Origin of the sequence: Gordonia sp. IITR100 (genome assembly GCF_002009645.1) — a bacterium.
GTDB lineage: Bacteria > Actinomycetota > Actinomycetes > Mycobacteriales > Mycobacteriaceae > Gordonia > Gordonia hongkongensis.
Map to the genome: position 1 here is coordinate 274,992 of NZ_MVKV01000003.1, position 24,099 is coordinate 299,090.

21 protein-coding genes are annotated in these 24,099 nt (G+C 69.5%); 20 read left to right on the top strand and 1 reads right to left on the bottom strand.

The window, feature by feature from the left end:
- The first annotated feature begins 48 nt into the window (after window positions 1-48).
- The 10 genes from B1818_RS07675 (at window position 49) to aroB (ending at window position 12,166) form a co-directional block, all read left to right on the top strand.
- Window positions 49-1,242 carry a hypothetical protein gene (locus B1818_RS07675; RefSeq protein ID WP_078112347.1) on the top strand — a complete coding sequence of 398 codons (1,194 nt, stop codon included), beginning with the start codon at window positions 49-51 and terminating at the stop codon, window positions 1,240-1,242.
- 7 nt (window positions 1,243-1,249) lie between these two features.
- Window positions 1,250-2,635, top strand: coding sequence for a replication-associated recombination protein A (locus B1818_RS07680; RefSeq protein WP_058250333.1), 1,386 nt, complete (start codon window positions 1,250-1,252; stop codon window positions 2,633-2,635).
- Window positions 2,636-2,772: 137 nt separating this feature from the next.
- Window positions 2,773-5,448 (top strand): alanine--tRNA ligase, encoded by a 2,676-nt coding sequence (gene alaS, locus B1818_RS07685; RefSeq protein ID WP_078112348.1) that lies wholly within the window; start codon window positions 2,773-2,775, stop codon window positions 5,446-5,448.
- Entirely contained in the window at window positions 5,448-5,909 is a 462-nt protein-coding gene (gene ruvX / locus B1818_RS07690) for a Holliday junction resolvase RuvX (RefSeq protein ID WP_058250335.1), read from the top strand. Before alaS ends, ruvX begins: the two co-directional genes overlap by 1 nt.
- Window positions 5,896-7,833 (top strand): endolytic transglycosylase MltG, encoded by a 1,938-nt coding sequence (gene mltG / locus B1818_RS07695; RefSeq protein WP_078112349.1) that lies wholly within the window; start codon window positions 5,896-5,898, stop codon window positions 7,831-7,833. Before ruvX ends, mltG begins: the two co-directional genes overlap by 14 nt.
- A gap of 14 nt (window positions 7,834-7,847) precedes the next feature.
- Window positions 7,848-8,717 carry a shikimate dehydrogenase gene (locus tag B1818_RS07700; RefSeq protein WP_176455896.1) on the top strand — a complete coding sequence of 290 codons (870 nt, stop codon included), beginning with the start codon at window positions 7,848-7,850 and terminating at the stop codon, window positions 8,715-8,717.
- 88 nt (window positions 8,718-8,805) lie between these two features.
- On the top strand, window positions 8,806-9,210 hold the full coding sequence (locus tag B1818_RS07705; RefSeq protein WP_058250338.1) for an A24 family peptidase: 405 nt from the start codon (window positions 8,806-8,808) through the stop codon (window positions 9,208-9,210).
- 51 nt (window positions 9,211-9,261) lie between these two features.
- A complete protein-coding gene (aroC, locus tag B1818_RS07710) occupies window positions 9,262-10,470 on the top strand; it encodes a chorismate synthase (protein ID WP_078112351.1) in 1,209 nt (402 codons plus the stop codon).
- Complete coding sequence (locus B1818_RS07715; protein WP_078112352.1) at window positions 10,467-11,024, top strand: shikimate kinase; 558 nt, start codon at window positions 10,467-10,469, stop codon at window positions 11,022-11,024. The genes aroC and B1818_RS07715 overlap by 4 nt, the downstream gene beginning before the upstream one ends.
- A gap of 17 nt (window positions 11,025-11,041) precedes the next feature.
- Complete coding sequence (gene aroB, locus B1818_RS07720) at window positions 11,042-12,166, top strand: 3-dehydroquinate synthase (RefSeq protein WP_078112453.1); 1,125 nt, start codon at window positions 11,042-11,044, stop codon at window positions 12,164-12,166.
- A 153-nt stretch (window positions 12,167-12,319) separates the two neighbouring features.
- Here the strand turns inward: aroB and B1818_RS07725 are convergent, their stop codons facing one another.
- Window positions 12,320-12,850 (bottom strand): B-4DMT family transporter, encoded by a 531-nt coding sequence (locus tag B1818_RS07725; RefSeq protein ID WP_078112454.1) that lies wholly within the window; start codon window positions 12,848-12,850, stop codon window positions 12,320-12,322.
- Between the two features lie 113 nt (window positions 12,851-12,963).
- On the opposite strand from B1818_RS07725, the gene B1818_RS07730 reads away from it, so the two are divergent.
- The 10 genes from B1818_RS07730 to pyrF all read left to right on the top strand — a co-directional run bounded on the left by B1818_RS07730 (window position 12,964) and on the right by pyrF (window position 24,099).
- Window positions 12,964-14,073 carry an aminopeptidase P family protein gene (locus tag B1818_RS07730; protein ID WP_078112455.1) on the top strand — a complete coding sequence of 370 codons (1,110 nt, stop codon included), beginning with the start codon at window positions 12,964-12,966 and terminating at the stop codon, window positions 14,071-14,073.
- Window positions 14,074-14,094: 21 nt separating this feature from the next.
- Entirely contained in the window at window positions 14,095-14,658 is a 564-nt protein-coding gene (efp, locus tag B1818_RS07735) for an elongation factor P (protein ID WP_058250342.1), read from the top strand.
- A gap of 3 nt (window positions 14,659-14,661) precedes the next feature.
- Window positions 14,662-15,147 (top strand): transcription antitermination factor NusB, encoded by a 486-nt coding sequence (gene nusB / locus B1818_RS07740; protein ID WP_058250343.1) that lies wholly within the window; start codon window positions 14,662-14,664, stop codon window positions 15,145-15,147.
- A 118-nt stretch (window positions 15,148-15,265) separates the two neighbouring features.
- Window positions 15,266-15,850, top strand: coding sequence for a bifunctional pyr operon transcriptional regulator/uracil phosphoribosyltransferase PyrR (gene pyrR / locus B1818_RS07745; protein ID WP_078112353.1), 585 nt, complete (start codon window positions 15,266-15,268; stop codon window positions 15,848-15,850).
- Complete coding sequence (locus tag B1818_RS07750) at window positions 15,850-16,800, top strand: aspartate carbamoyltransferase catalytic subunit (RefSeq protein ID WP_058250562.1); 951 nt, start codon at window positions 15,850-15,852, stop codon at window positions 16,798-16,800. The genes pyrR and B1818_RS07750 overlap by 1 nt, the downstream gene beginning before the upstream one ends.
- A gap of 31 nt (window positions 16,801-16,831) precedes the next feature.
- Complete coding sequence (locus B1818_RS07755) at window positions 16,832-18,139, top strand: dihydroorotase (protein ID WP_078112354.1); 1,308 nt, start codon at window positions 16,832-16,834, stop codon at window positions 18,137-18,139.
- A complete protein-coding gene (locus B1818_RS07760) occupies window positions 18,136-18,771 on the top strand; it encodes a hypothetical protein (protein ID WP_078112355.1) in 636 nt (211 codons plus the stop codon). Before B1818_RS07755 ends, B1818_RS07760 begins: the two co-directional genes overlap by 4 nt.
- Window positions 18,768-19,937, top strand: a complete 1,170-nt coding sequence (gene carA / locus B1818_RS07765) for a glutamine-hydrolyzing carbamoyl-phosphate synthase small subunit (RefSeq protein WP_078112356.1) — start codon at window positions 18,768-18,770, stop codon at window positions 19,935-19,937. Before B1818_RS07760 ends, carA begins: the two co-directional genes overlap by 4 nt.
- Window positions 19,937-23,272 (top strand): carbamoyl-phosphate synthase large subunit, encoded by a 3,336-nt coding sequence (gene carB / locus B1818_RS07770; protein ID WP_078112357.1) that lies wholly within the window; start codon window positions 19,937-19,939, stop codon window positions 23,270-23,272. Before carA ends, carB begins: the two co-directional genes overlap by 1 nt.
- Entirely contained in the window at window positions 23,269-24,099 is an 831-nt protein-coding gene (gene pyrF, locus B1818_RS07775) for an orotidine-5'-phosphate decarboxylase (RefSeq protein ID WP_078112358.1), read from the top strand. Before carB ends, pyrF begins: the two co-directional genes overlap by 4 nt.

Consider the following 24,099-nt stretch of genomic DNA (forward strand, 5'->3'; position numbering starts at 1 on the left):
CGAACGCGCTGTTGCGACAACGTTGCAACGGGTAGGTTGGTTGGCGACATGACGGTCATTACGGAAAGCCGCATCACCAGCGTGGTGCGGGCGGCAGAGGCGCTGCTGTCACACCGCGCCGGATCAGCAGTGGTTCTCGACGATCCCGAGGACCTCGGCGGCAGCGGACGCACCACGGTCGTGCGGGTCCGCGTCGCCCAGAACCCCCTCAGCCTGGACCGCTCACTGGTGATCAAGGCCCTTCCCGAACACGAGGACCCACAGGCCTTCCACCGGGAGATCGCGTCGTACAAGTACGCGACCGCCCTCCCGAACGAATCGCGCCCGGGGCCGCAACTGATCGCCTCCGACACCGATCTCCGCATCATGGTGCTCTCCGACCTCGGCCACGGCCGGACGATGCTCGAGTACCTGGCCGGCGTCGACCCGGTCGAGACCTCACGTGCTGTCAGTGCCTGGGGCCAGGCACTCGGCCGGATGCACGCGGCGACGGTCGGCGGCGAGGGCGACTTCCTCGCGCTGCTGCGGCGCGGACCGTCGGGGATGCAGGGACGCGACATCCTGCGCGACGAGGCGTTGCGGTCGATCGACTCGGTGGTGGGGCACGCGGCCGCGCTCGACGTCGAGGTCCCCGAGCAGGTGGTGGAGTCGCTGCGTACCGCGGCGACGCTGTTCGACGAGGGCGATCACCGCGCATTCAGTCCGTCGGATGTCGGGCCCGAGAACATCCTGCTCAACGACGACGGCGTGCAGTTCATGGACTACGAGTGGGGCGGCTTCCGCGACGCCACCCTCGACATCGCCTACGCCCTCGTGACCATCACCGCGCAGCTTCCGCCCCGGACCACTGCTCGGGCCACCGACCTCGAGGTCTCGATGGTCGACGCATGGCGCTCGGAGGTGCACTCGATCTGGCCGGCGCTCGCCCATGAGCGGGAGATGCAGCGCAAGGTGCTGCTCGCCCGTCAGCTGTGGGTGTGGCTGTCGACGGTGTGGATGCTGCCGAGCGACCCGCTGGCTCCCACCCGCCCGGACGCGGACGTCGAGGCGCCCGACTTCGAGCCGGCCGACGTCACTGCCGCCGGCTTCACGCATGACTGGGCGCTGCACACGAACGACCCCCGCGTGATCGTCAGCCGCTGGACCGACCTCGCCGCCGCCGCGGGACGCGCGGGCGACGAGGAGATCGCGGTGTTCGCGACCGCGATGGGCGTCGCGCTGCAGCGCATCTGGCTGGCCTGACACGCTCGTGGACGGACTGTTCGACCCACCCGACGATCCTCGGGCCGGCTCCGACGGGCATGGCAACGCCGGTGGTCTCACCGCACCACCGGCCCCGACCGCACCCCTGGCGGTCCGCATGCGGCCGCAGACCCTCGACGAGATCGTCGGACAGCAGCACCTGCTCGGCACCGGTTCGCCGCTGCGCAGGCTGATCAGTGGCTCGGGCGCGGCGTCGGTGCTGCTCTACGGGCCGCCCGGAACCGGCAAGACCACCATGGCCTCGCTCATCGCGCGCGCCACCGGCGGCCGCTTCGAGGCCCTGTCCGCGCTGTCGGCGGGGGTCAAGGAGGTGCGCGCGGTCATCGACGTGGCCCGGCGCCGGCTCATCGGTGACGGCAAGAACGGCGGTCAGCAGACGGTCCTGTTCATCGACGAGGTCCATCGGTTCTCGAAGACCCAGCAGGACGCGTTGCTCGACGCCGTGGAGAACCGGATCGTGCTGCTCGTCGCGGCCACGACCGAGAACCCGTCGTTCTCGGTGGTCGCGCCGCTGCTGTCCCGGTCGCTGGTCCTGCAGCTGCGGTCGCTGACCGATGCCGACATCCGGGAGGTGCTGACTCGTGCGGTCGCCGACCCGCGTGGGCTCGACGGCAAGGTCGAGGTGACCGACGCCGCCTACGACCACCTCGTCGCGGTGTCCGGTGGGGACGCGCGCCGGGCGCTGACCGCGCTGGAGGCCAGCGCCGACGCCACCGACCGGATCGACCTCGCCGATGTGGAGACCGCGATCGACCGCGCCGCCGTCCGGTACGACCGGGACGGCGACCAGCACTACGACGTGACGAGTGCGTTCATCAAGTCCATCCGGGGTTCCGACGTCGACGCCGCCGTCCACTATCTCGCCCGCATGATCGCGGCCGGGGAGGACCCGCGGTTCATCGCGCGGCGCCTCATGATCCACGCCAGCGAGGACATCGGCATGGCCGACCCGACGGCCCTGCAGACCGCGGTCGCGGCCGCTCAGGTCGTGAACCTCGTCGGGATGCCGGAGGCCAAACTCGCGCTCACACAGGCCACCATCCACCTCGCGACGGCACCGAAGTCGGCGGGCGTGGTGTCGGCGATCGGCGCGGCCCTCGCCGATGTCGGGTCGGGCAAGGCCGGCGCGGTTCCGGCCCATCTGCGTGACAGTCACTATCCGGGGGCCAAGAAGCTCGGTAGCGGTGTCGCATACCGATATCCGCACGATGATCCCGACGGGGTTGTGCCGCAACAGTATCCGCCCGACGACCTGGTCGGCCGGGACTACTACGAGCCCACCGACCATGGGCTGGAACGCGAAATCGGGCCGCGGGTCGCGAAGTTGCGATCGATCGTGCGTGGCGCGGTGTCGCGGCGCCGGTCGCGCTGACCGTCCGTGGGGCGTTTCCCCAGTGCAGAGTCCCTGCGCCCCCGGCGACTCGCCGACGGTAGGCTGGGATGTCGCGACAAACAACGGCCGCTACCACCGAACGGCTGGGACCACCAACGGCTAGGACGAAACCCACAGTGCAGACGCATGACATCCGGAAGCGCTTTCTGGACCACTTCATCAAAGCCGGGCACACCGAGGTGCCGAGCGCTTCGCTGCTCCTCGACGACCCCAATCTGTTGTTCGTCAATGCCGGCATGGTCCCGTTCAAGCCGTTCTTCCTGGGTGAGCAGACGCCCCCGTACTCGCGGGCGACCAGCGTGCAGAAGTGCGTCCGCACCCTCGACATCGACGAGGTCGGCATCACCACCCGCCACAACACCTTCTTCCAGATGGCGGGCAACTTCTCCTTCGGCGACTACTTCAAGCGCGAGGCCATCACCTTCGCCTGGACGCTGCTGACCAACAGCGTCGACGACGGCGGTTTCGGTATCGACCCGCAGAAGCTGTGGCCGACGGTCTATCTCGACGACGACGAGGCCGAGGCCATCTGGCGCGACGAGATCGGCGTGCCGGCCGAGCGCATCCAGCGACGGGGCATGAAGGACAACTACTGGTCGATGGGCGTCCCGGGTCCCTGCGGGCCGTGCTCGGAGATCTTCTACGACCGCGGACCCGAGTACGGCGTCGAGGGTGGGCCGGAGGCCGACGAGGACCGCTACATCGAGATCTGGAATCTCGTCTTCATGCAAAACGTCCGCGGTCCCGGGGGCGGCAAGGACAACTACGAGATCCTGGGCCCGCTGCCCAAGCAGAACATCGACACCGGTATGGGCGTCGAGCGCGTGGCCTGCATCCTGCAGGGCGTCGACAACGTGTACGAGACCGACCTGTGCAAGCCGATCATCGACCTCGCCGCGGAATTGTCCGGACGTGCATACGCCGCCGGTTCGCATGCCGACGACGTCCGGTTCCGGGTCGTCGCCGACCACGCGCGGACCTCGGCGATGCTGATCGGCGACGGCGTGCTGCCCGGCAATGACGGCCGCGGGTACGTCCTGCGCCGCCTGCTGCGTCGGGTCGTCCGGTCGATGCGGTTGCTCGGCGCCGGTGACAATCAGCCGACCATGGGCACGATCATCGGCAAGGTCATCGACCTGATGTCACCGTCATACCCCGAGCTGGAGACGCAGCGCCGGCACATCATCGACGTCGCGGTGGGCGAGGAGACCTCGTTCTCCAAGACCCTGGCCGCGGGGTCGAAGTTGTTCGCCGACGCGGCGACCGCCACCAAGAGTGCGTCGCGTACGACCATCACCGGTTCCGACGCCTTCACGCTGCACGACACCTACGGCTTCCCGATCGACCTCACCCTGGAGATGGCCGCCGAGGCCGGTCTCTCGGTGGATCAGGAGGGCTTCACCGCCCTGATGGCCGAGCAGAAGCAACGCGCCAAGGCCGACGCGACCGCCCGCAAGACCGGGCACGCCGACCTGAGCGTCTACCGGGACTTCCTCGATCGCGGGCCGACCGAGTTCACCGGCTTCGACGAGCTGGTGTCGGAGGCGCGGGTGCTCGGCCTCGTGGCCGACGGTGCACGGCTGCCGGCGGCGTCGGCCGGCCAGGAACTGACGGTCGTCCTCGACCGCACCCCGCTCTACGCCGAATCCGGTGGCCAGATGGCCGACGTCGGCACCATCACGACCGGGTCGGGAGTGCGCATGTCGGTGACCGACGTGCAGAAGGTCGGCAAGTCGGTGTGGCTGCACAAGGTCCGCATCGACGAGGGGGAGATCGAGGAGGGCGACGAGGTCCTCGCAGCGGTCGACACCGCGTGGCGTCACGGCGCCACGCAGGGCCACTCCGGCACCCACATGGTCCACGCCGCGCTGCGCGAGGTCCTCGGCCCCGGCGCGACGCAGGCCGGTTCGCTGAACCGGCCCGGTTACCTGCGCTTCGACTTCAACGCCAGCGGCCCGGTGACCGAGGCCCAGCGACGCGAGATCGAGGAGATCAGCAACGCCGCGGTCGAGGCGAACTATCAGGTCAACACGTTCGAGACGGGTCTGTCCGAGGCCAAGGCAATGGGCGCGATGGCGCTCTTCGGCGAGAACTACGGTGACGTCGTCCGCGTGGTGGAGATCGGCGGGCCGTTCTCCATGGAGCTGTGCGGCGGCACGCACGTGGCGTCGTCATCGCAGATCGGACCCATCACGCTGATCGGGGAGTCCTCGGTCGGGTCGGGTGTCCGGCGCGTCGAGGCCTACGTCGGCATGGACTCGTTCCGGTTCCTGTCGAAGGAGCGTGCGTTGCTGGCCGGCCTGGCGTCGTCGCTCAAGGTCCCGTCGGAAGAGGTGCCCGGCCGGGTCGAGCAGCTCGTCACCAAGCTGCGTGACGCGGAGAAGGAACTCGAGCGGGTACGTGCCGAGGCGGCCCGGGCCGCGGTGTCCGGTCTCCTCGACACGGCGACGACCGTCGGTGCCACCCTCGTCGTCGAGGGACGGGTGCCGGGCCTCGACGCCAACGGGTTGCGCTCGGTGGTGACCGACCTCCGCGGCCGAGTCGCCGACCGCCAGGCGGTGATCGCGCTGTTCTCGCCGAGCGGTGACGGACCGGATGCCAAGGTGCCGTTCGTGATCGCCACCACGGCGGCCGCCCGCGACGCCGGGATCAAGGCCGGTGACCTCGTCAAGGAGGTCGCGCCGTTGGTGGGCGGTCGTGGCGGTGGCAAGCCGGATCTGGCCCAGGGCGCGGGCACCGATCCCGCGGGGATCGACGCGGCACTGACGCGAATCCGCGAGTTCGTCGCCTGATGCCGGATCCGCACACCCGGGCCGATGGTCACCAGCGGACCCGCGGGCGACTCCTCGGGATTGACGTCGGAAGCGTCCGGATCGGCGTCGCCGTGTGCGATCCCGACGGCATCCTCGCCACACCGGTCGAAACGGTGCGTCGAACCCCTTCGCGCACAGACGATATCGACCGCATCGCGGCGCTGGTCACGGAGTACGAGGCCGTCGGCGTGGTCGTGGGGCTACCGAAGACGCTCAAGAACACCGCGGGGGCGGCGGCCGAGACCGCACAGGAATTCGGGGACCGTCTCGCGACCCGGATCGACCCGGTGGCCGTGCATTGGCACGACGAACGTTTCACGACGGTGACCGCACAGCAGGCACTGCACGCCAGCGGCCGGACGGTGAAGTCCTCGCGCGCGGTGATCGACCAGGCCGCGGCGGTCGCTATTCTGCAGGGGTGGTTGGATGCGCGACGGTGAGTCAGGGGAGCCTCCGGTGACCGATGATCGGCGTCGCACCCGGCACCGAGACGGCCAGGGACGCCGTGCCGAGGGCATGGATCCCGAGCGTCTGCGGTACTTCACGCAGTCGGCCGACGGGTCGCCCCACACGCGGCACCGCCGCCGGCGCGCCGGTGGCGAGAATGCCGAACCGGCTCCCCGGCGCCCGGCCCCGCCGAATGTCCCGCCCGCCGAACAGGCGCGGCCGGTATCCGGCACGCCCGGCCCCCGCGCGACGCCGGTTCGCATCCCGCCGGGGCAGCCGCCCACCCCGCCGCCGGTGGCACTACCGCGGCCCGGTCCGCCGCAGCCCGGTCCGCCGCAGCCCGGTCCATCAACGGCTGCCGGGGGTCCGGTCGAAGACGACGTCGACACCGACTTCACCATGGCCCGTCCGGCCGCTCCGGCGCCTCCGGCCCGGGGTCCTCGCTCCGACGAATCTCGTTCTTTCCCGGACGATCACGCCGCGGAGGAGTTCACCGCTGCCGACTACGAGCCGGCGGGTCACGGGGCAGAACGCCATGACGCCGAGCTGTACGACACCGGGCGCTACGACACCGGTGGCCACGACGCCGGGCGTTTCGAGACCGGGCGTTTCGAGACGCCGGGCACCGCACGCCCGATCCGCGACGACGATCGCGTCGCCCGACGAGACCGGCGCTTCGACGAGCACGACGAGCACGACGACTGGTGGCCCGGCGCCGACGACACCGAACCCGACCAGCAACAGCGCCGTACGCCGCGCCGCAAGCGCAGCCGGGGCAAGCGTCGTGCGGTCCTCGCCGTCGCGATCGTCTTCATGCTCACGCTGATCACCGGGGTCGGCTACTACGGTGTGCGCGCCACCGGCCTGCTCGAGTCGCGCAAGGACTACACCAACGCCGCCGGTTCCGGCGATGTCGTCGTCGACATCCCGGACAACTCCACGCTCGCCGACTTCGGCCGCATCCTCGTCGACGCCGACGTGGTGGGCAGCGTGCGGGCGTTCGTCGACGCCGCCGGTGGACAGCCGATGTCCGGCGGCCTCTACAAGATGCGCACCCAGATCCCGGCCACCACGGCCGTGGAGATGCTGACCGCCGACGGCGCCGTGCACCGCGTCGGGCGGGTGGTGATCCCGCCAGGGCTGCAGCTCGATTCGAAGACCGGTATCGACGGCAAGGTCACCCCGGGCATCTTCCAGCTCATCGAGAACGCCACGTCGTTCTCGTTCAACGGGCAGCAGGAGGGGGTGACGGTTGCCGACCTCGAGAAGGCCGCCGCCGAAACCACCCCGGCCGAGCTCGGTGTGCCCGCGTGGGCCGAACAGAACGTCGCCGAGATGACGGGCGATCACCGCCGGATCGAGGGGCTCATCGCGCCGACCACCTGGGAGCGCATCGAACCCGATCACACCGCCACGCAGATCCTGCGGGAGATGATCTCCAGCAGCGCGACGATGTTCGAACAATGGGGACTGCTCGACCGCAACAACTCCGGACTCGAGCCGTACGACACCCTGATCGCGGCGTCGATCGTCGAGCGCGAGGTCCGGCATGTCGAGGATGCGCCGAAGGTGGCGCGGGTCATCCGTAACCGCCTCGACCGCGACCAGCTGCTGCAGATGGATTCGACGCAGAACTACACGGCCGACATCACGAACATCGATGTCCACGGCGAGGCGTACAAGAACGACAACGAGTGGAACACCTACCGGTACAAGGGGTTGCCGCCCACGCCCATCGCGGCGGTCGGCGTGCCCGCCCTGGAGGCGATGCTCGACCCGGCGCCCGGCGGATGGCTGTACTTCGTCACCGTCGACACCGCCGGGACCACGTTGTTCGCGAACACCTTCGAAGATCACATCCGCAACCGCCAGGTCGCCTGCCGCAACAAGCTGGTGGCCACCGGCTGCAGCCAGTGAGCAGCGGACCCGCCATGAACACCATGCCCGCCGACGTCCGCTCACCGCACGGTGACCACCGTCGGGCCGCGGTTCTGGGGTCGCCGATCACGCACTCGCGCTCGCCGCGTGTCCATCTGGCCGCCTACCGGGCACTCGGGCTGGTCGACTGGCGGTACGACCGGATCGAGTGCACCGCCGACCGTCTGCCCGAGATCGTCTCGGGAGCCGACGCCGACTTCATCGGGTTCTCGGTCACCATGCCCAACAAACGCGCTGCCCTCGAGTTCGCCACCGAACGCACCGAACGCGCCGAACTGGTCGGGTCGGCGAACACCCTGGTGCGCGTGGCGACCGGTTGGCGCGCGGACTGCACCGACATCGACGGCGTGTCGGGAGCGCTCACCGACCTCGGGGTCGACGTGGACCGGGCCGCCGGGACCTCGCCGGTCGCCGTGGTCGTCGGAGCGGGTGGCACGGCACTTCCGACCATCATGGCGCTCGCCGAGACGGGCATCACCGACGTCACGGTGGTCGCCCGCGACGCCGGCCGGGCCGCGCCCGTCCTCGAACTGTGTGAGCGGTTGGGGATGAACGGAGACGTCGTGCCCTTCGAACCCGCCGAGGCGCTGGCCCGAAGGTGTCGCGAGTCCGCGGTCGTCGTGTCGACGGTGCCGGCCGACGCGGCCGCGGTCCTGACGCCCGCCGTGGCGCGGGCACGCAAGGTCGTGGACGTGATCTACGACCCCTGGCCGACTCCGCTCGCGTCCGCGGTCGACGCGGCCGGTGGAACCGTGGTCGGCGGTCTGGTCATGCTCGTCAACCAGGCATTCCGACAGGTCGAGCAGTTCACCGGGCTGCCCGCACCCCGCGACGTGATGGTCGCGGCACTCACCGCCCACTGATTCCGGGGGAGCTCCGACTCCGTCCACAGGACGTGCCGGTTGTGGACGGGCGAGCGGTGCCGGTCGATCACCCCGACATGCTCGACCGATGGCCGAGTGCGTGATCCTGATCTGGCTGTCGGTCATCGCGGTGACCGACGCCGACACCCGCCGGATCCCGAACGTGCTCGTCTGGCCCGGTATCTGCGGTGCGGTGGGCGCGTGCGCAGTCCACCCCGGCGCGGCGGTGGCCGCGCTGGTCGCCGCGGCCCCGTACGCGCTCGCCTTCGGGATGCGATGGTGCGGCGGTGGGGACGTCAAGCTCGCCATCGCGTGCGGTGCGCTCACCGTACGGTGGGACGCCGCCCTGCTCGTGGTGGCGCTCGCCTCGGTCATCGCGGTGGGCACGGTGGTCGGCGATCGCGTGGGTCGCCGCGCCCCCGCCGGCCGCGGGTCGCATCCGCACGGACCCGCGCTCGTCGCCGCCACCATCGTGGTCGCCGGTCTGTTGTGACGCGTGCTACGCGTGGTTCGGCGGCGCCGCCGTCGGACCGGGCTCGGCAGCATGGAACAATCGATCACTGTGTTGCGCTGGATAACTGCCGGAGAATCCCACGGTCCCGCCCTGGTCGCCATCGTCGAGGGCATGGTGGCCGGTGTCGAGGTCACCTCGTCCGACATCGCCGGGCAACTGGCACGCCGCCGGCTCGGCTACGGCCGCGGTGCGCGGATGAAGTTCGAGGCCGACCAGGTCACCGTGCTCGGCGGGGTTCGCCACGGCCAGACCATGGGCGGCCCGGTCGCGATCGAGATCGGCAACACCGAGTGGCCCAAGTGGGAGACGGTGATGGCCGCCGACCCGGTGGACGCGGCCGAACTCGAGGGAAGCGCCCGCAACGCACCGCTGACGCGTCCCCGCCCCGGGCACGCGGACTACTCCGGCATGCTCAAGTACGGCTTCGACGACGCCCGTCCGGTGCTGGAGCGCGCGAGCGCCCGCGAGACCGCCGCGCGTGTCGCCGCGGGCACGGTCGCCCGCAACTTCCTCCGCCAGGTACTGGGCGTCGACGTGATCTCCCATGTCATCTCCATCGGCGCGAGCGATCCCTACGTCGGTCCGCCGCCGCGCATGTCCGACCTCGAGGCCATCGACGCCAGTCCGGTCCGGGCGTTCGACGCCGACGCCGAGAAGTCCATGATTGCCGAGATCGAGGCGGCGAAGAAGGACGGCGACACACTCGGCGGCGTGGTCGAGATCGTCGCCACGGGGGTGCCCGTGGGCCTCGGCTCGCACGTGAGCGGCGACACCCGCCTGGACGCCAAGCTGGCGGCCGCCCTGATGGGCATCCAGGCGATCAAGGGCGTCGAGGTCGGTGACGGTTTCACCACCGCCCGCCGGCGTGGCAGTGAGGCCCACGACGAGATGGTGCCCGGTGCCGACGGCGTCCTGCGATCGACCAACCGCGCGGGCGGACTCGAGGGCGGCATGACCAACGGCCAGGACCTGCGCGTCCGCATCGCGATGAAGCCGATCTCGACGGTGCCGCGTGCGCTGTCCACGATCGACATGTCGACCGGGGAGACGGCCAGCGCCATCCATCAGCGTTCCGACGTCTGTGCCGTGCCCGCGGCGGGCGTCGTCGCGGAGGCGATGGTCGCGCTCGTCGTGGCCCAGGCCGCTCTCGAGAAGTTCGGCGGCGACTCGGTGACCGAGACCGCCGCGAACCTCGCCGCCTACCGGGCTGCCGTCGACGCGCGTCCGCCCCGGGCATGACCCAGCCCCCGGCACCCCCGACCCCGACGCGTCCGACGACCGGTCGCCGTCCGGCGGCCGTACTGATCGGTTTCATGGGAGCCGGGAAGTCCACCGTCGGTCGCATGCTCGCCGACCGGCTCGGCGTCGACTTCATCGACACCGACATCGAACTCGTCCGGCGCACCGGCCGCAGCATCCCGGAGATCTTCGAATCCGACGGTCTCGAGGGATTCCGGACGATCGAGGCGAACGTCGTCACCGATGTCCTGGACAACCACGGCGGGGTGGTGTCGCTCGGCGGCGGCGCGGTGACGACCGCCGGGATCCGCGAGGCACTGGCCGACCAGCGCGTCGTATACCTGCGGGTGTCGCCCGAGCGCGGGTACGACCGCGTGTCGGGTACCGACCGTCCGCTCCTGGCGACGGCCGACCCCGCCGCTCGGTACGCCGAACTGCTCGCCGAGCGGACACCCGTCTACGAGGCGGTCTGCACCTTCGACGTCGACGCCGACCCCGACCCCGACGCGGTGGCCGACGCCGTGGTCGTCCAACTCGCCCGTGAACTGATGTGAGGAAGCCGAGTATCACCGTGAACGAACAGGCAGCGAACGAACCCATCGCCATCCGGGTCAACGCCGGCGCACCGTACGACGTGACCATCGGCCGGGGACTCCTCGGTGAGGTGGCCGCGGCCGCGCAGGGCGCCGACCGCATCGCGATCCTGTATCAGCCGCCGCTGGCCAAGACTGCCGAACAGATCCGAGAGTATTTGGCGGAGAAGGGGTTCGACGCCCATCGCGTCGAGATCCCCGACGCCGAGGCCGGCAAGGACCTGTCGGTCGCGTCCTTCTGCTGGGAGGTGTTCGGCCGGATCGGCCTCAAACGCAACGACAAGGTCATCAGCCTCGGCGGGGGAGCCGCCACCGACCTCGCCGGGTTCGTCGCGGCGACCTGGATGCGCGGCATCGGAGTCATCCACATCCCGACGACCCTGCTGGCGATGGTCGACGCCGCCGTGGGCGGCAAGACCGGCATCAACACCGAGGCGGGCAAGAACCTCGTCGGTTCGTTCCACGAACCCGACGCCGTCCTGATCGACACCGGCACGCTGGAGACCGTCCCGCGCAACGAGATCGTCGCCGGACTCGCCGAGGTCATCAAGACCGGGTTCATCGCCGATCCGACGATCCTCGACATCATCGAGGCCGACCCCGAAGCCGCACTCGACCCGACGTCGCCGGTACTGCCCGATCTCATCCGGCGCTCGGTGCAGGTCAAGGCCGACGTGGTGTCGGCCGACCTCAAGGAGTCGTCGCTGCGCGAGATCCTCAACTACGGGCACACTCTCGGCCACGCGATCGAGCGCCGCGAGCGTTACCGCTGGCGTCACGGCGCGGCGGTCTCGGTGGGTCTCGTGTTCGCTGCCGAACTCTCGCGCCTGGCCGGCCGCCTCGACGACGCCACAGCGGATCGGCACAAGGCGATCCTGGATCTCGTGGGGCTGCCGACGACCTATGACCCGGATGCGTTCGCCGACCTCCTGCAGGGGATGGCGGGGGACAAGAAGAACCGTTCTGGCGTACTGCGTTTCGTCGTGCTCGACGGACTCGCCAAGCCGGGCCGGCTCGAAGGGCCCGACCCCGGCTTGATCGCCGCTGCCTACTCGGCAGTGGCCGGTGGCTCAGCGAAGAAGAGCACCTCGATTTTGCTGTGAGGCGAAGTCCTGGCGAGACGAGTTGCGAAGACCCTTCGTGACGCGCCCTCCGCAAGCTCCGAGCGCTCCTCAGGGAGCAGGAGGTGGCTCGCTTCGCTCGTACCTCAGGGAGCTGAGAATTCGGCCACTCGCACGCGGGCTCTTTCCTGAGCCTCAGCGAATGCGCTGTGTCGGCGCGTCCGAGTCGGCCTCTGTCCCGCCGTCGTGGCGGTGCGAACGATCCTCGTGCACCGACCAGTCGTCGTCGGCTGCGCCCTTGTTCTGGTCGCGCCGGACGAGGAAACGGCCGATCGCCGCGCCGACGAAGGCCGGGACGAAGACGAGCAGTGCGGTGAACGACGCCCCGGCGATCAGCTCGATGAACAGGCTGGCCTGCCCGATGCCGGCCAGGACGACCGTGCCGAGGATCCAGGAGATCAACCCGGCGAGGACGCCGGCGAGGACACCGGCCTGCAGCCAGCGCACGGTCAGATCCTCGTAGTCGTCGGGATCGGGGTTGGCGCGGGCGTCGCGGATTCCGTCGTAACCACCCCACACCAGGGCGATGAGCACGACGACCGCGATCGCGATGGTGCGCCAGATCGTCGAGTTCAGCGGCGCCTGCACCACGGCGAATCCCAGCAAGACGCGGGCGAGGACGTGAACTGCGGTCATCGTCAGACCGCGCACCAACCACGAAGACATGCGCGTCATCTTACGCACGGAGGTGGTGACAGCGGACACACCTGGTCGAAGTGGCCGGTTTCGCGGGTCGGGCGGGTTCGCGCGGTTCGGGCGCCGGCCGTAGCGTGGCCAGGGTGCCGATCAACCATGACACCGCAGGCCGCCGCGCCCGGCTGCGCGCCGAGCTGCGTACCGCGGACGACCCGGTCTCGTTCCTCGTCGTCTCTGACCTCGTCAACGTCCGCTACCTGACCGGGTTCACCGGCTCCAACGCCGCCGTGCTGATCGACGTCGACGATCCGGCCGGCGACCGGATCGCCACCGACGGCCGGTATCTCACCCAGGTCGCCGAACAGGTGCCCGACGTCGAGCCGATCATCGAACGCTCGGCGGCGCGTGCCCTCGTCGACCACGCCCGGGCCGCCGGGGCGGGTCGCGTCGGCTTCGAGGCCGACACCGAGACCGTGGCCGGGCACCGAGCGCTGTCCGCGGCTGTCGGGGACTCCGGGATCGAACTCGTCAGCACGACCGGTGTCGTGCAGAACCTGCGCGCGGTCAAGGAGCCGGGGGAGATCGAGCTGCTCCGGGCGGCGTGCGCGATCGGGGATGCGGCCCTGGCGCAGATCATCGCCGACGGCGTCCTGCGGGCCGGGACGACCGAGCGGCAGGTCGCGCGTGCGCTCGAGTGGGAGATGTACCGCCTCGGGGCCGACGGGATCGCGTTCGAGACCATCGTGGCCGCCGGCGCGCACTCGGCGATCCCGCATCACCGGCCCACCCACACGGCTCTGGCGGACGGCGATCTGGTCAAGATCGACTTCGGCTCGGTGGTCGGCGGGTATCACTCCGACATGACCAGGACCTTCGTCCTGAGGCGCGCGGCGTCGTGGCAGCGGGACCTCTACGAACTCGTCGCCACCGCGCAGGCCGCCGGCCGCCAGGCCCTCACGCCCGGGGCCGACCTGCGGGCGGTCGACGCCGCGGCCCGCGACGTGATCGCCGACGCCGGCCACGGCGAGAACTACGTGCACGGTCTCGGTCACGGAGTGGGACTGGAGATCCACGAAGCGCCGGGAATCGGCAAACTCGCGGCGGGTACACTGCCATGCGGTGCTGCGGTCACCGTGGAGCCCGGTGTCTACCTACCCGGATGGGGTGGGGTCCGGATCGAGGACACATTGGTGGTCACCGACGGCGACCCCGACCTGCTGACCGCCACCGACAAGACATTCACCGTCATCTGACTGCAAGGGAACGAAAACCACATGGCATCCACCGCCGACTTCAAGAACGGCCTCGTGCTGCGCATGGACGACCAGCTCTGGCAGATCATGGAGTTCCAGCACGTCAAGCCAGGCAAGGGCCCCGCGTTCGTGCGCACCAAGATCAAGAACGTGCTGAGCGGCAAGACCGTCGACAAGACCTTCAACGCGGGCGTCAAGGTCGAGACCGCGACCGTCGACCGTCGCGACATGACCTTCCTCTACAACGACGGCACCGACTACGTGTTCATGGACGCGCAGGACTACGAGCAGTTCTCCCTGCCGCCGGCCACCGTCGGCGACGGCGCCCGCTTCCTGCTGGAGAACATGACCGTGCAGGTCTCGCTGAACGAGGGCAACCCGTTGTTCGTCGAACTGCCGGTCACGGTGGAGCTGATCGTCGCCCAGACCGATCCCGGACTCCAGGGCGACCGTTCCACCGGCGGCACCAAGCCCGCCACGCTCGAGACCGGCGCCGAGATCCAGGTTCCGCTGTTCATCAACACCGGTGACAAGCTCAAGGTCGATTCGCGCGACGGCAGCTATCTCGGCCGCGTCAACTCCTGACCTGTGAAACAACCCGGAACCCGACACAAGGCGCGGCGGCGCGCGGTGGACCTGCTCTTCGAGGCCGAGGCCAAGAAGGTCAGTCCCGCGCAGCTCGTCGCCGAACGTCGTGAATACGTCCGCTCGGACGAGAGCGTCGGCTCGATCCACGACTACACCGCGACCGTGATCCAGGGGCTCGCCGAGGACCAGGGTCAGGTCGACGCGGTCATCTCGTCGTATCTGCGCGACTGGACCCTCGAACGCCTCCCGGCTGTCGACCGCGCCATCATGCGACTGGCGACGTGGGAGCTGTTCAATTCTCTCGACGTCGACACGATCGTGGTCGTCGACGAGGCGGTCGAACTCGCCAAGGAACTCTCGACCGACGACTCGCCGGCCTTCGTGAACGGCGTGCTGGCCAAAATCGCCGAGCTCGCGCCGCAGGTCCGCGCAGCCGCTTCCGCCGAACCCGGTGGGGCCGCACCCGGACGGCCGGAGCCCAACTGATCAGCACCGGGTGTGGCGTACGTCGCGGGAATTCGTCGGCGTCGCCGCCCGGTGTAGAGTGTCGCGAGACAGACATCCTTTAACGATCCGTCCTGCGAGGCGGAGAAGGAGGTCGGCTTTGGCCAGCCCCGCTCCCAGGGTGCTGCTCGATGCCGCTGACGTGTCGCGCACGATTGCCCGTGTCGCACACCAGGTCATCGAGAAGACTGCTCTGGACTCGCCCGACGCACCTCGCGTCGTCCTCATCGGAATCCCCACTCGCGGAACATCTCTCGCCACCCGGCTGGGTGCCAAGATCAGCGAGTTCGCGGGGGTCGACGTGCCGGTGGGATATCTCGACATCACGCTCTACCGCGATGATCTGCGCGGCAAGCCACACCGCCCGCTCGAACGGACGATGGTGCCGGCCGGTGGCGTCGACAGCGCCATCGTGATCCTCGTCGACGATGTCCTCTACTCCGGACGGACGGTCCGTGCCGCGCTCGACGCACTGCGCGATCTCGGTCGTCCCGCGGCCGTGCAACTCGCGGTCCTCGTCGACCGTGGCCATCGCGAACTCCCGTTGCGCGCAGACTATGTCGGCAAGAACATCCCGACGGCCCGCGACGAGCAGGTCTCGGTTCACCTCGTCGAACACGACGGCATCGACGAGGTCGTCCTCGCCTCGGCGTCGAGTTCGATTGCCGCGGAAAGTGATTCATGATGCGGCATCTGCTGTCGACGCAAGACCTCAGCCGTGACGATGCCACCGCCCTCCTCGACGACGCCGAACGTTTCGAGCAGGCCCTGACCGGGCGTGAGGTTCGCAAACTGCCGACGCTGCGCGGTCGGACGGTGATGACCGTGTTCTACGAGAACTCCACCCGCACCCGGGTCTCCTTCGAAGTCGCGGGCAAGTGGATGAGTGCCGACGTCATCAACGTCAGTGCTTCGAGTTCCTCTGCGGGCAAAGGGGAGTCGTTGCGCGACACGGCCAAGACCCTGCACGCGGCGGGCGCGGACGCGCTGATCGTCCGGCATCCGGCGTCGGGTGCGCCGGCCCAGATCGCCGACTGGACGACCACGCCCGACGGTGACGGTCCCGCGGTGATCAACGCCGGCGACGGAACGCACGAGCATCCCACGCAGGCGCTCCTCGACGCGCTGACCCTGCGACAGCGGCTCGGTTCGCTCGAGGGCAGGCGGATCGCGATCGTCGGCGACATCATCCACTCCCGCGTCGCGCGGTCGAACGCCCACCTGCTCTCGACGCTCGGCGCCGAGGTCGTCCTGGTGGCGCCCCCGACGCTGCTGCCGGTCGGGGTGGACCAGTGGCCGGTGAGCGTCTCGGGAAGTCTGGACGCCGAACTGCCGGCCGTCGACGCCGTCATGATGCTCCGCGTCCAGGCCGAACGTATGAACGGCGGGTTCTTCCCGAGTGCCCGCGAGTACTCGGTCCGCTTCGGGCTCAACGATCGTCGGATGGCGTTGCTGGCCGACGATGCCGTGGTCCTGCATCCCGGACCGATGTTGCGCGGCATGGAGATCGGCTACTCGGTGGCCGATTCACCGAAGGCGACCGTGCTGGAACAGGTCCGCAACGGCGTGCACGTGCGGATGGCGGTCCTGTTCCGGCTGCTCGTCGGCTCCGATTCCGCGGGAGCGCACCTGTGACCGCCCACGACATCGTGTCAGGAGATGTGAAGTGACCGCCCGCACCGGATCCGTTCTTCTCCGCGCCGTTCGTCCATACGGCGAGGGTGACCCGATCGACGTCCTCGTAGTCGACGGCATCATCAGCGAGATGGGTTCCGCGGTCACCGTGCCCGACGGCACCGAGACGATCGACGGCAAGGGCGGCGTGCTGCTGCCGGGGTTCGTCGACCTCCACACCCACCTGCGGGAGCCGGGCCGCGAGGACACCGAGACCATCCGGTCGGGTTCGGCAGCCGCCGCGCTCGGCGGTTACACCGCGGTCTTCGCGATGGCCAACACCAGCCCGGTGGCCGACAACTCGACCGTCACCGACAACGTGTGGCGGTCCGGGCGCGAGGTCGGACTCGTCGACGTGTACCCGGTCGGCGCCGTGACCGTGGGTCTGGCCGGCAAGCAGCTCGCCGAGATGGGCATGATGGCCGCCGGTGCCGCAGGCGTCCGGATGTTCAGCGACGACGGCAAGTGCGTCGACGATCCGCTCCTGATGCGCCGCGCGCTCGAGTACGCGACCGGGCTCGGCGTCCTCATCGCCCAGCACGCCGAGGAGCCGCGACTGACCGTCGGAGCCGTTGCCAACGAGGGGCCCACGGCCTCGCGCCTCGGCCTGGCGGGCTGGCCGCGGGCGGCCGAGGAGTCGATCGTCATCCGCGACGCCCTGCTCGCGCGCGACGCGGGTGCACGCATCCACATCTGCCACGCCTCGACCGAGGGCACCGTCGAACTTCTCCGCTGGGCCAAGGACCAGGGGATCGCGATCACCGCCGAGGTGACCCCGCATCACCTGCTGCTCGACGACTCCCGGCTCGAGACGTACGACCCGGTCAACAAGGTGAATCCGCCGCTGCGCGAGGTCCGCGACAAAGAGGCGTTGCGACAGGCGTTGGCCGAGGGGATCGTCGATTGTGTGGCCACCGACCACGCCCCGCACGCCGCGCAGGAGAAGTGCTGCGAGTTCGCCCAGGCCAAGCCCGGGATGCTCGGCCTGCAGACCGCATTGCCGATCATCGTCGAGACCCTCGTGAAGCCCGGCCTGCTCGACTGGCGCGGCGTCGCGCGTGTGATGAGCGAGCGGCCCGCGCAGATCGTCGAACTGACTGATCAGGGCCGTCCGATCGAGGTCGGCGAGCCGGCGAATCTGGCCGTCGTCGACCCGGACACGTCCTGGGTGGTGCACGGTCCCGAGCTGGCAAGCCTCTCGGACAACACCCCGTTCGAGTCGATGACCATGCCCGCCACCGTCACCGCGACCGTGCTGCGTGGCGTGGTGACGGCCCACGACGGGCAGGTGACCCGATGACCGCGAGACCCAGGCGTGGACTGGTACCGGCGATCCTCGCGGTGCTGGTGGTCGCCTCGGTGATCGCGTCGCTGCTCGGATACGGCAAAATCGTCTTCAACGCCTGGTTCATCGGCGTGGTCGCACTGCTCGCCCTCGGGGTGGCGTCGGTGTTCTACCTGCTGGCGACCGGGAATCGGAAGAAGACCGCGGCGCAGGCCGACGTGATCGGCACGCTTCCGACGATCCCCACCGAGCCGGGCGCGGTACTCAGAGGTCCAGATACCGGCCTCTACCTCGGCAGCACCATCGCGCCGAGCTGGCAGAACCGGGTGACCGTCGGCGACATCGGCGACCGGGCGTCCTCGGTGCTGACCGAGTTCGAGAGGGGCATCCTCATCGCGCGTCAGGGAGCCAGTGACCTCTGGATTCCCCGGGAATCGATTACCGCGGTCCGGACCGAACGCGGCATCGCGGGCAAGGTGATGACCGCCGACGGCGTCCTCGCCATCCGCTGGGTCCTGCCCAGCGGCACCGAGATCGACTCCGGGGTGCGCGCCGACGACAAAACGATCTACCCCGGCTGGGTGAGCGCCTTCGCCGGGACGCATGACAGTGGCCACGGGCCACAGGGACAAGGGGCACAGGAATGAACACAGCGGTCTTGGTGCTGGAGAACGGCCAGGTGTTCACCGGCCGGAGCTTCGGCGCAGTCGGCGAGACCCTTGGCGAGGCGGTGTTCTGCACCGCGATGACCGGCTATCAGGAAACCCTGACCGATCCGAGCTACCACCGGCAGATCGTGGTCGCCACGGCGCCGCAGATCGGCAACACCGGCTGGAACACCGAGGACGGCGAGAGCACGGGCAGCGCCGGGAGCACCGGAGTCGACGGTGACTCGGGCAAGATCTGGGTCGCGGGGTATGCGGTTCGCAACCCCACCCGACGCGTCTCCAACTGGCGCGCGACGACCTCTCTCGAAGAGGAGCTGGACCGTCAGGGCATCGTCGGGATCGGCGGTATCGACACCCGCACCGTGGTGCGCATCCTCCGCGACCACGGGTCGATGAAGGCCGGGATCTTCTCCGGCCCGGCGCTCGCCGACACCGACGAACTCGTCGCCCGCGTGCGCAACCAGCCGGACATGAAGGGCGCCCGGCTGGCCGACGAGGTCACCACCGACAGCGGTTACGTGGTCGAACCCCTCGACCAGCACCGGTTCACGGTGGCCGCCATCGACCTGGGCATCAAGACCAACACGCCGCGGATGTTCGCCGAACACGGCGTCCGCACCCACGTGCTGCCCGCGACCGTCGCGCTCGACGCCATCGCCGACCTCAAACCCGACGGGGTGTTCCTCTCGAACGGTCCCGGCGACCCGGCCACGGCCGACGACATCGTCGAACTCACCCGCGGGGTGCTCGGCCAGGACATCCCGCTCTTCGGCATCTGCTTCGGCAACCAGATCCTGGGCCGCGCGCTCGGCCGGTCGACCTACAAGATGAAGTTCGGCCACCGGGGCATCAACATCCCGGTCGTCGACCACGCCACCGGCAAGGTCTCGATCACCTCGCAGAATCACGGCTTCGCCCTTGAAGGCGAGGCGGGCGAGGAGTTCGACTCCGACTTCGGCCGCGCCCGGGTCAGCCATGTCTGCGCCAACGACGGCACCGTGGAGGGCGTCGAGCTGCTCTCCGGTCGTGCCTACTCGGTGCAGTACCACCCCGAGGCGGCCGCCGGTCCCCACGACGCCGCCTACCTGTTCGACAAGTTCGTCACCCTGCTCGAAGGGGACAAGTCCCAAGGAGCGAGTGCCTGATGCCGCGCCGCGAAGACATCAACCACGTCCTGGTCATCGGGTCCGGGCCGATCGTGATCGGTCAGGCCTGCGAGTTCGACTACTCCGGCACGCAGGCCTGTCGGGTCCTCAAGGCCGAGGGCCTGCGGGTCAGCCTGGTGAACTCGAACCCGGCCACGATCATGACCGATCCGGAGTTCGCCGACGCCACCTACATCGAGCCGATCACGGCCGAGTACGTGGAAAAGGTCATCGAGGCCGAACGCGACGCCGGGCATCCCATCGATGCCGTGCTGGCGACCCTCGGCGGTCAGACCGCACTCAACACCGCTGTCGCACTGCACGATCGCGGCTCGCTGGAGAAGTACGGCATCGAGCTGATCGGCGCCGACTTCGACGCCATCCAGCGCGGCGAGGACCGGCAGATGTTCAAGGACATCGTCGAGAAGGTCGGCGGGGAGAGCGCCCGGTCCCGCGTCTGCCACACGATGGACGAGGTGCGGGACACCGTCGCCGAACTGGGGTTCCCGGTCGTCGTCCGGCCGTCGTTCACCATGGGCGGTCTCGGCTCGGGAATGGCTTACGACGACGAGGACCTCGACCGGATCGCGGGGGGCGGTCTCGCCGCCTCCCCGACGGCGAACGTCCTCATCGAGGAGTCGATCCTCGGGTGGAAGGAGTACGAGCTCGAGCTCATGCGCGACAACCGCGACAACGTGGTGGTCGTCTGCTCGATCGAGAACCTCGACCCGGTCGGCGTCCACACCGGCGACTCGGTGACCGTCGCCCCGGCGATGACGCTCACCGACCGCGAGTACCAGATCATGCGCGACCTCTCCATCGACATCCTGCGCGAGGTCGGCGTCGACACCGGTGGCTGCAACATCCAGTTCGCCCAGGACCCGCGCGACGGGCGCCTCGTCGTCATCGAGATGAATCCGCGCGTGTCGCGGTCGTCGGCGCTCGCGTCGAAGGCCACCGGCTTTCCGATCGCGAAGATCGCCGCGAAGCTCGCCATCGGGTACAGCCTCGACGAGATCGTCAACGACATCACCAAGGAGACGCCGGCCTGTTTCGAGCCGACGCTCGACTACGTCGTGGTGAAGGCTCCGCGGTTCGCGTTCGAGAAGTTCCCGGGCGCCGACGACACGCTGACCACCACGATGAAGTCGGTGGGCGAGGCCATGAGCCTCGGTCGCAGCTTCGCCGAGGCACTCGGCAAGGTCATGCGGTCGCTGGAGACGAAGGCCGGCGGCTTCTGGGCCGAGCCCAACCGCCCTGACCCGGCGACGGTCGACGTGCCCGCCCTGCTCGAGGACATCAAGACCCCGCGCGACGGCCGGTTGTACAAGCTGATGCTCGCCTTCGAGGCCGGCGCGACGATCGAGGACCTCTACGAGGCCACTGCGATCGATCCCTGGTTCCTCGCCGAGATCGGCGGGATCGCCGCGCTCGGAGCGGAGATCCGCGACGCCGACACACTGGACGAGCCGTTGCTGCGCGAGGCCAAGTCCACCGGCTTCTCCGACCGTCAGATCGCCGCTCTGCGTTCGGATTTCGCCGACGAGGCAGCCGTTCGCGCCCACCGGATCGGGCTGGGCGTACGGCCGGTCTACAAGACCGTCGACACCTGCGCGGCCGAGTTCGAGGCGAAGACGCCGTACCACTACTCGAGCTACGAACTCGACCCCGGGGCGACCAGTGAGATCGCGCCCCAGACGGAGCGCCCCAAGGTCCTGATCCTCGGTTCGGGCCCCAACCGCATCGGTCAGGGCATCGAGTTCGACTACTCGTGCGTGCACGCCGCATTGACCCTGTCGGACGCCGGATACGAGACCGTCATGGTCAACTGCAACCCGGAGACGGTGTCCACCGACTACGACACCGCCGACCGTCTCTACTTCGAGCCGCTGACGTTCGAGGACGTCCTCGAGGTCTACCACGCCGAATCGGAGTCGGGCACCGTCGAAGGTGTCATCGTCCAGCTCGGCGGCCAGACGCCGCTCGGTCTCGCGCACCGTTTGGAGGAGGCCGGGGTGCCGATCGTCGGCACCAGCCCGGCGGCCATCGACCTCGCCGAGGATCGCGGCGAGTTCGGCAAGGTGCTGACCGCCGCCGGACTACCGGCCCCGGCGTTCGGTACCGCGACGAGCTTCGACGAGGCCCGCGACACCGCCGCCCGGATCGGGTACCCGGTGCTCGTCCGGCCGTCGTACGTCCTCGGTGGACGCGGCATGGAGATCGTCTACGACGAGAAGTCCCTGGAGGACTACATCTCTCGCGCGACCGAGCTGACCCCGGATCATCCGGTACTGGTCGACCGGTTCCTCGAAGACGCGGTGGAGATCGACGTCGACGCCCTGTGCGACGGCGACGAGGTCTACATCGGCGGCGTGATGGAACACATCGAGGAGGCCGGAATCCACTCCGGTGACTCGGCGTGCGCATTGCCGCCGGTCACTCTCGGCCGCGCCGACCTCGAGATGGTGCGGACCTCGACCGAGGCGCTGGCCAAGGGCATCGGCGTCAAGGGTCTGCTCAACGTCCAGTACGCGCTCAAGGACGACATCCTCTACGTGCTCGAGGCCAACCCGCGCGCGAGCCGGACGGTGCCGTTCGTCTCCAAGGCCACCGCGGTGCCCCTGGCCAAGGCGTGTGCGCGCGTCATGCTCGGCGCGTCGATCGCCGATTTGCGGGAGCAGGGCATCCTGCCCGCCACCGGCGACGGCGGAGAGGCTCCGGCGACGGCGCCGATCTCGGTGAAGGAAGCGGTCCTGCCGTTCAATCGGTTCCGTCGCCATGACGGCAGCGGGGTCGACAACCTGCTGAGCCCCGAGATGAAGTCGACCGGCGAGGTCATGGGCATCGACGCCGACTTCGGTCGCGCATTCGCCAAGTCGCAGACCGCCGCCTACGGCTCGCTCCCGACCAGCGGCAAGATCTTCGTGTCGGTGGCCAACAAGGACAAGCGGGCGCTGATCTTCCCGGTGAAGCACCTCGCCGACCTGGGGTTCGACATCCTGGCCACCGAGGGGACCGCGGACGTGTTGCGCCGCAACGGGATCAAGTGCGAGACGGTGCGCAAGCACTTCGAGGCCGCCGAGGGGCAGCGCACGATCGTCGACATCATCCGCGCCGGCGAGGTGACGATGGTGATCAACACCCCGTACGGCAACTCGGGGCCCCGCGTCGACGGCTACGAGATCCGGAGCGCCGCGGTGTCGGTGAACATCCCATGTATCACCACGGTGCAGGGTGCCTCGGCCGCCGTGCAGGGCATCGAGGCCGCGATGACCGGGGACATCGGGGTGCGGTCGCTGCAGAACCGGCACGCCGACCTGGCCGGCCGCTCGTGACGGACGCGTCCGGGTTCGGCGGCCGCTACACAAGGGCGGTCGCCGAGCGCGGGCGTCTGTGCGCCGGGATCGATCCCCACGCCGCGTTGCTCGCGGAGTGGGGCCTCTCGGTGGACATCGACGGACTGTCGGCGTTCGCCGACATCTGCGTCGAGGCGCTGGGTCCGGTGGCCGCCGTCATCAAACCTCAGGTCGCCTTCTTCGAGCCGTTCGGGTCCGCGGGGTTCGCGGTACTGGAACGCGTCGTCGCGGGCTGCCGCGAGGCGGGCGCCCTCGTCATCGCCGACGCCAAGCGCGGTGACATCGGTTCGACGATGGCCGCCTACGCGCAGGCCTGGTTGTCCGAGTCGTCGCCGCTGTGCGCCGACTCGGTCACCGCGTCTCCCTACCTGGGATACGAATCCCTGCGCCCTGCACTTGATCTCGCGCGGTCCGGCGAGCGCGGCGTCTTCGTGCTGGCGCGGACGTCGAACCCGGAGGGCGGCGAGCTCCAGCGGGCGCAGGTGGGGGAGCGGACGGTCGCGCAATCGATCGTCGACGCCGCGGCCGCCGAGAACACGGACGGCACCGCGACCGTCGGTCTGGTCGTCGGGGCGACACGTGAGCACGGGCTCGATCTCGCCGGCCTCCGCGGCCCGATCCTGGCCCCCGGGCTGGGTGCCCAGGGTGCGACGGCCGCCGACCTGCCGATTGTGTTCGAGGGGGCCGACCCGGCCTGGGTGCTGCCCGCCAGTTCCCGCGGCGTGCTCCGATACGGGCCCGATGCCACCGCTCTGCGCGACGCTTTCGTTCGCACCCGGGACGAGGTCGAGGCCGCGCTGGGCTGA

Coding starts and splice junctions, on each gene's coding strand:
- B1818_RS07705 (WP_058250338.1), top strand. CDS start 8,806: ATGGCCGAGTGCGTGATCCTGATCTGGCTGTCGGTCATCGCGGTGACC.
- B1818_RS07760 (WP_078112355.1), top strand. CDS start 18,136: ATGACCGCGAGACCCAGGCGTGGACTGGTACCGGCGATCCTCGCGGTG.
- efp (WP_058250342.1), top strand. CDS start 14,095: ATGGCATCCACCGCCGACTTCAAGAACGGCCTCGTGCTGCGCATGGAC.
- B1818_RS07725 (WP_078112454.1), bottom strand. CDS start 12,850: ATGTCTTCGTGGTTGGTGCGCGGTCTGACGATGACCGCAGTTCACGTC.
- B1818_RS07700 (WP_176455896.1), top strand. CDS start 7,848: ATGAACACCATGCCCGCCGACGTCCGCTCACCGCACGGTGACCACCGT.
- B1818_RS07750 (WP_058250562.1), top strand. CDS start 15,850: ATGCGGCATCTGCTGTCGACGCAAGACCTCAGCCGTGACGATGCCACC.
- ruvX (WP_058250335.1), top strand. CDS start 5,448: ATGCCGGATCCGCACACCCGGGCCGATGGTCACCAGCGGACCCGCGGG.
- carA (WP_078112356.1), top strand. CDS start 18,768: ATGAACACAGCGGTCTTGGTGCTGGAGAACGGCCAGGTGTTCACCGGC.
- B1818_RS07715 (WP_078112352.1), top strand. CDS start 10,467: ATGACCCAGCCCCCGGCACCCCCGACCCCGACGCGTCCGACGACCGGT.
- mltG (WP_078112349.1), top strand. CDS start 5,896: ATGCGCGACGGTGAGTCAGGGGAGCCTCCGGTGACCGATGATCGGCGT.
- aroC (WP_078112351.1), top strand. CDS start 9,262: ATGGAACAATCGATCACTGTGTTGCGCTGGATAACTGCCGGAGAATCC.
- carB (WP_078112357.1), top strand. CDS start 19,937: ATGCCGCGCCGCGAAGACATCAACCACGTCCTGGTCATCGGGTCCGGG.
- B1818_RS07675 (WP_078112347.1), top strand. CDS start 49: ATGACGGTCATTACGGAAAGCCGCATCACCAGCGTGGTGCGGGCGGCA.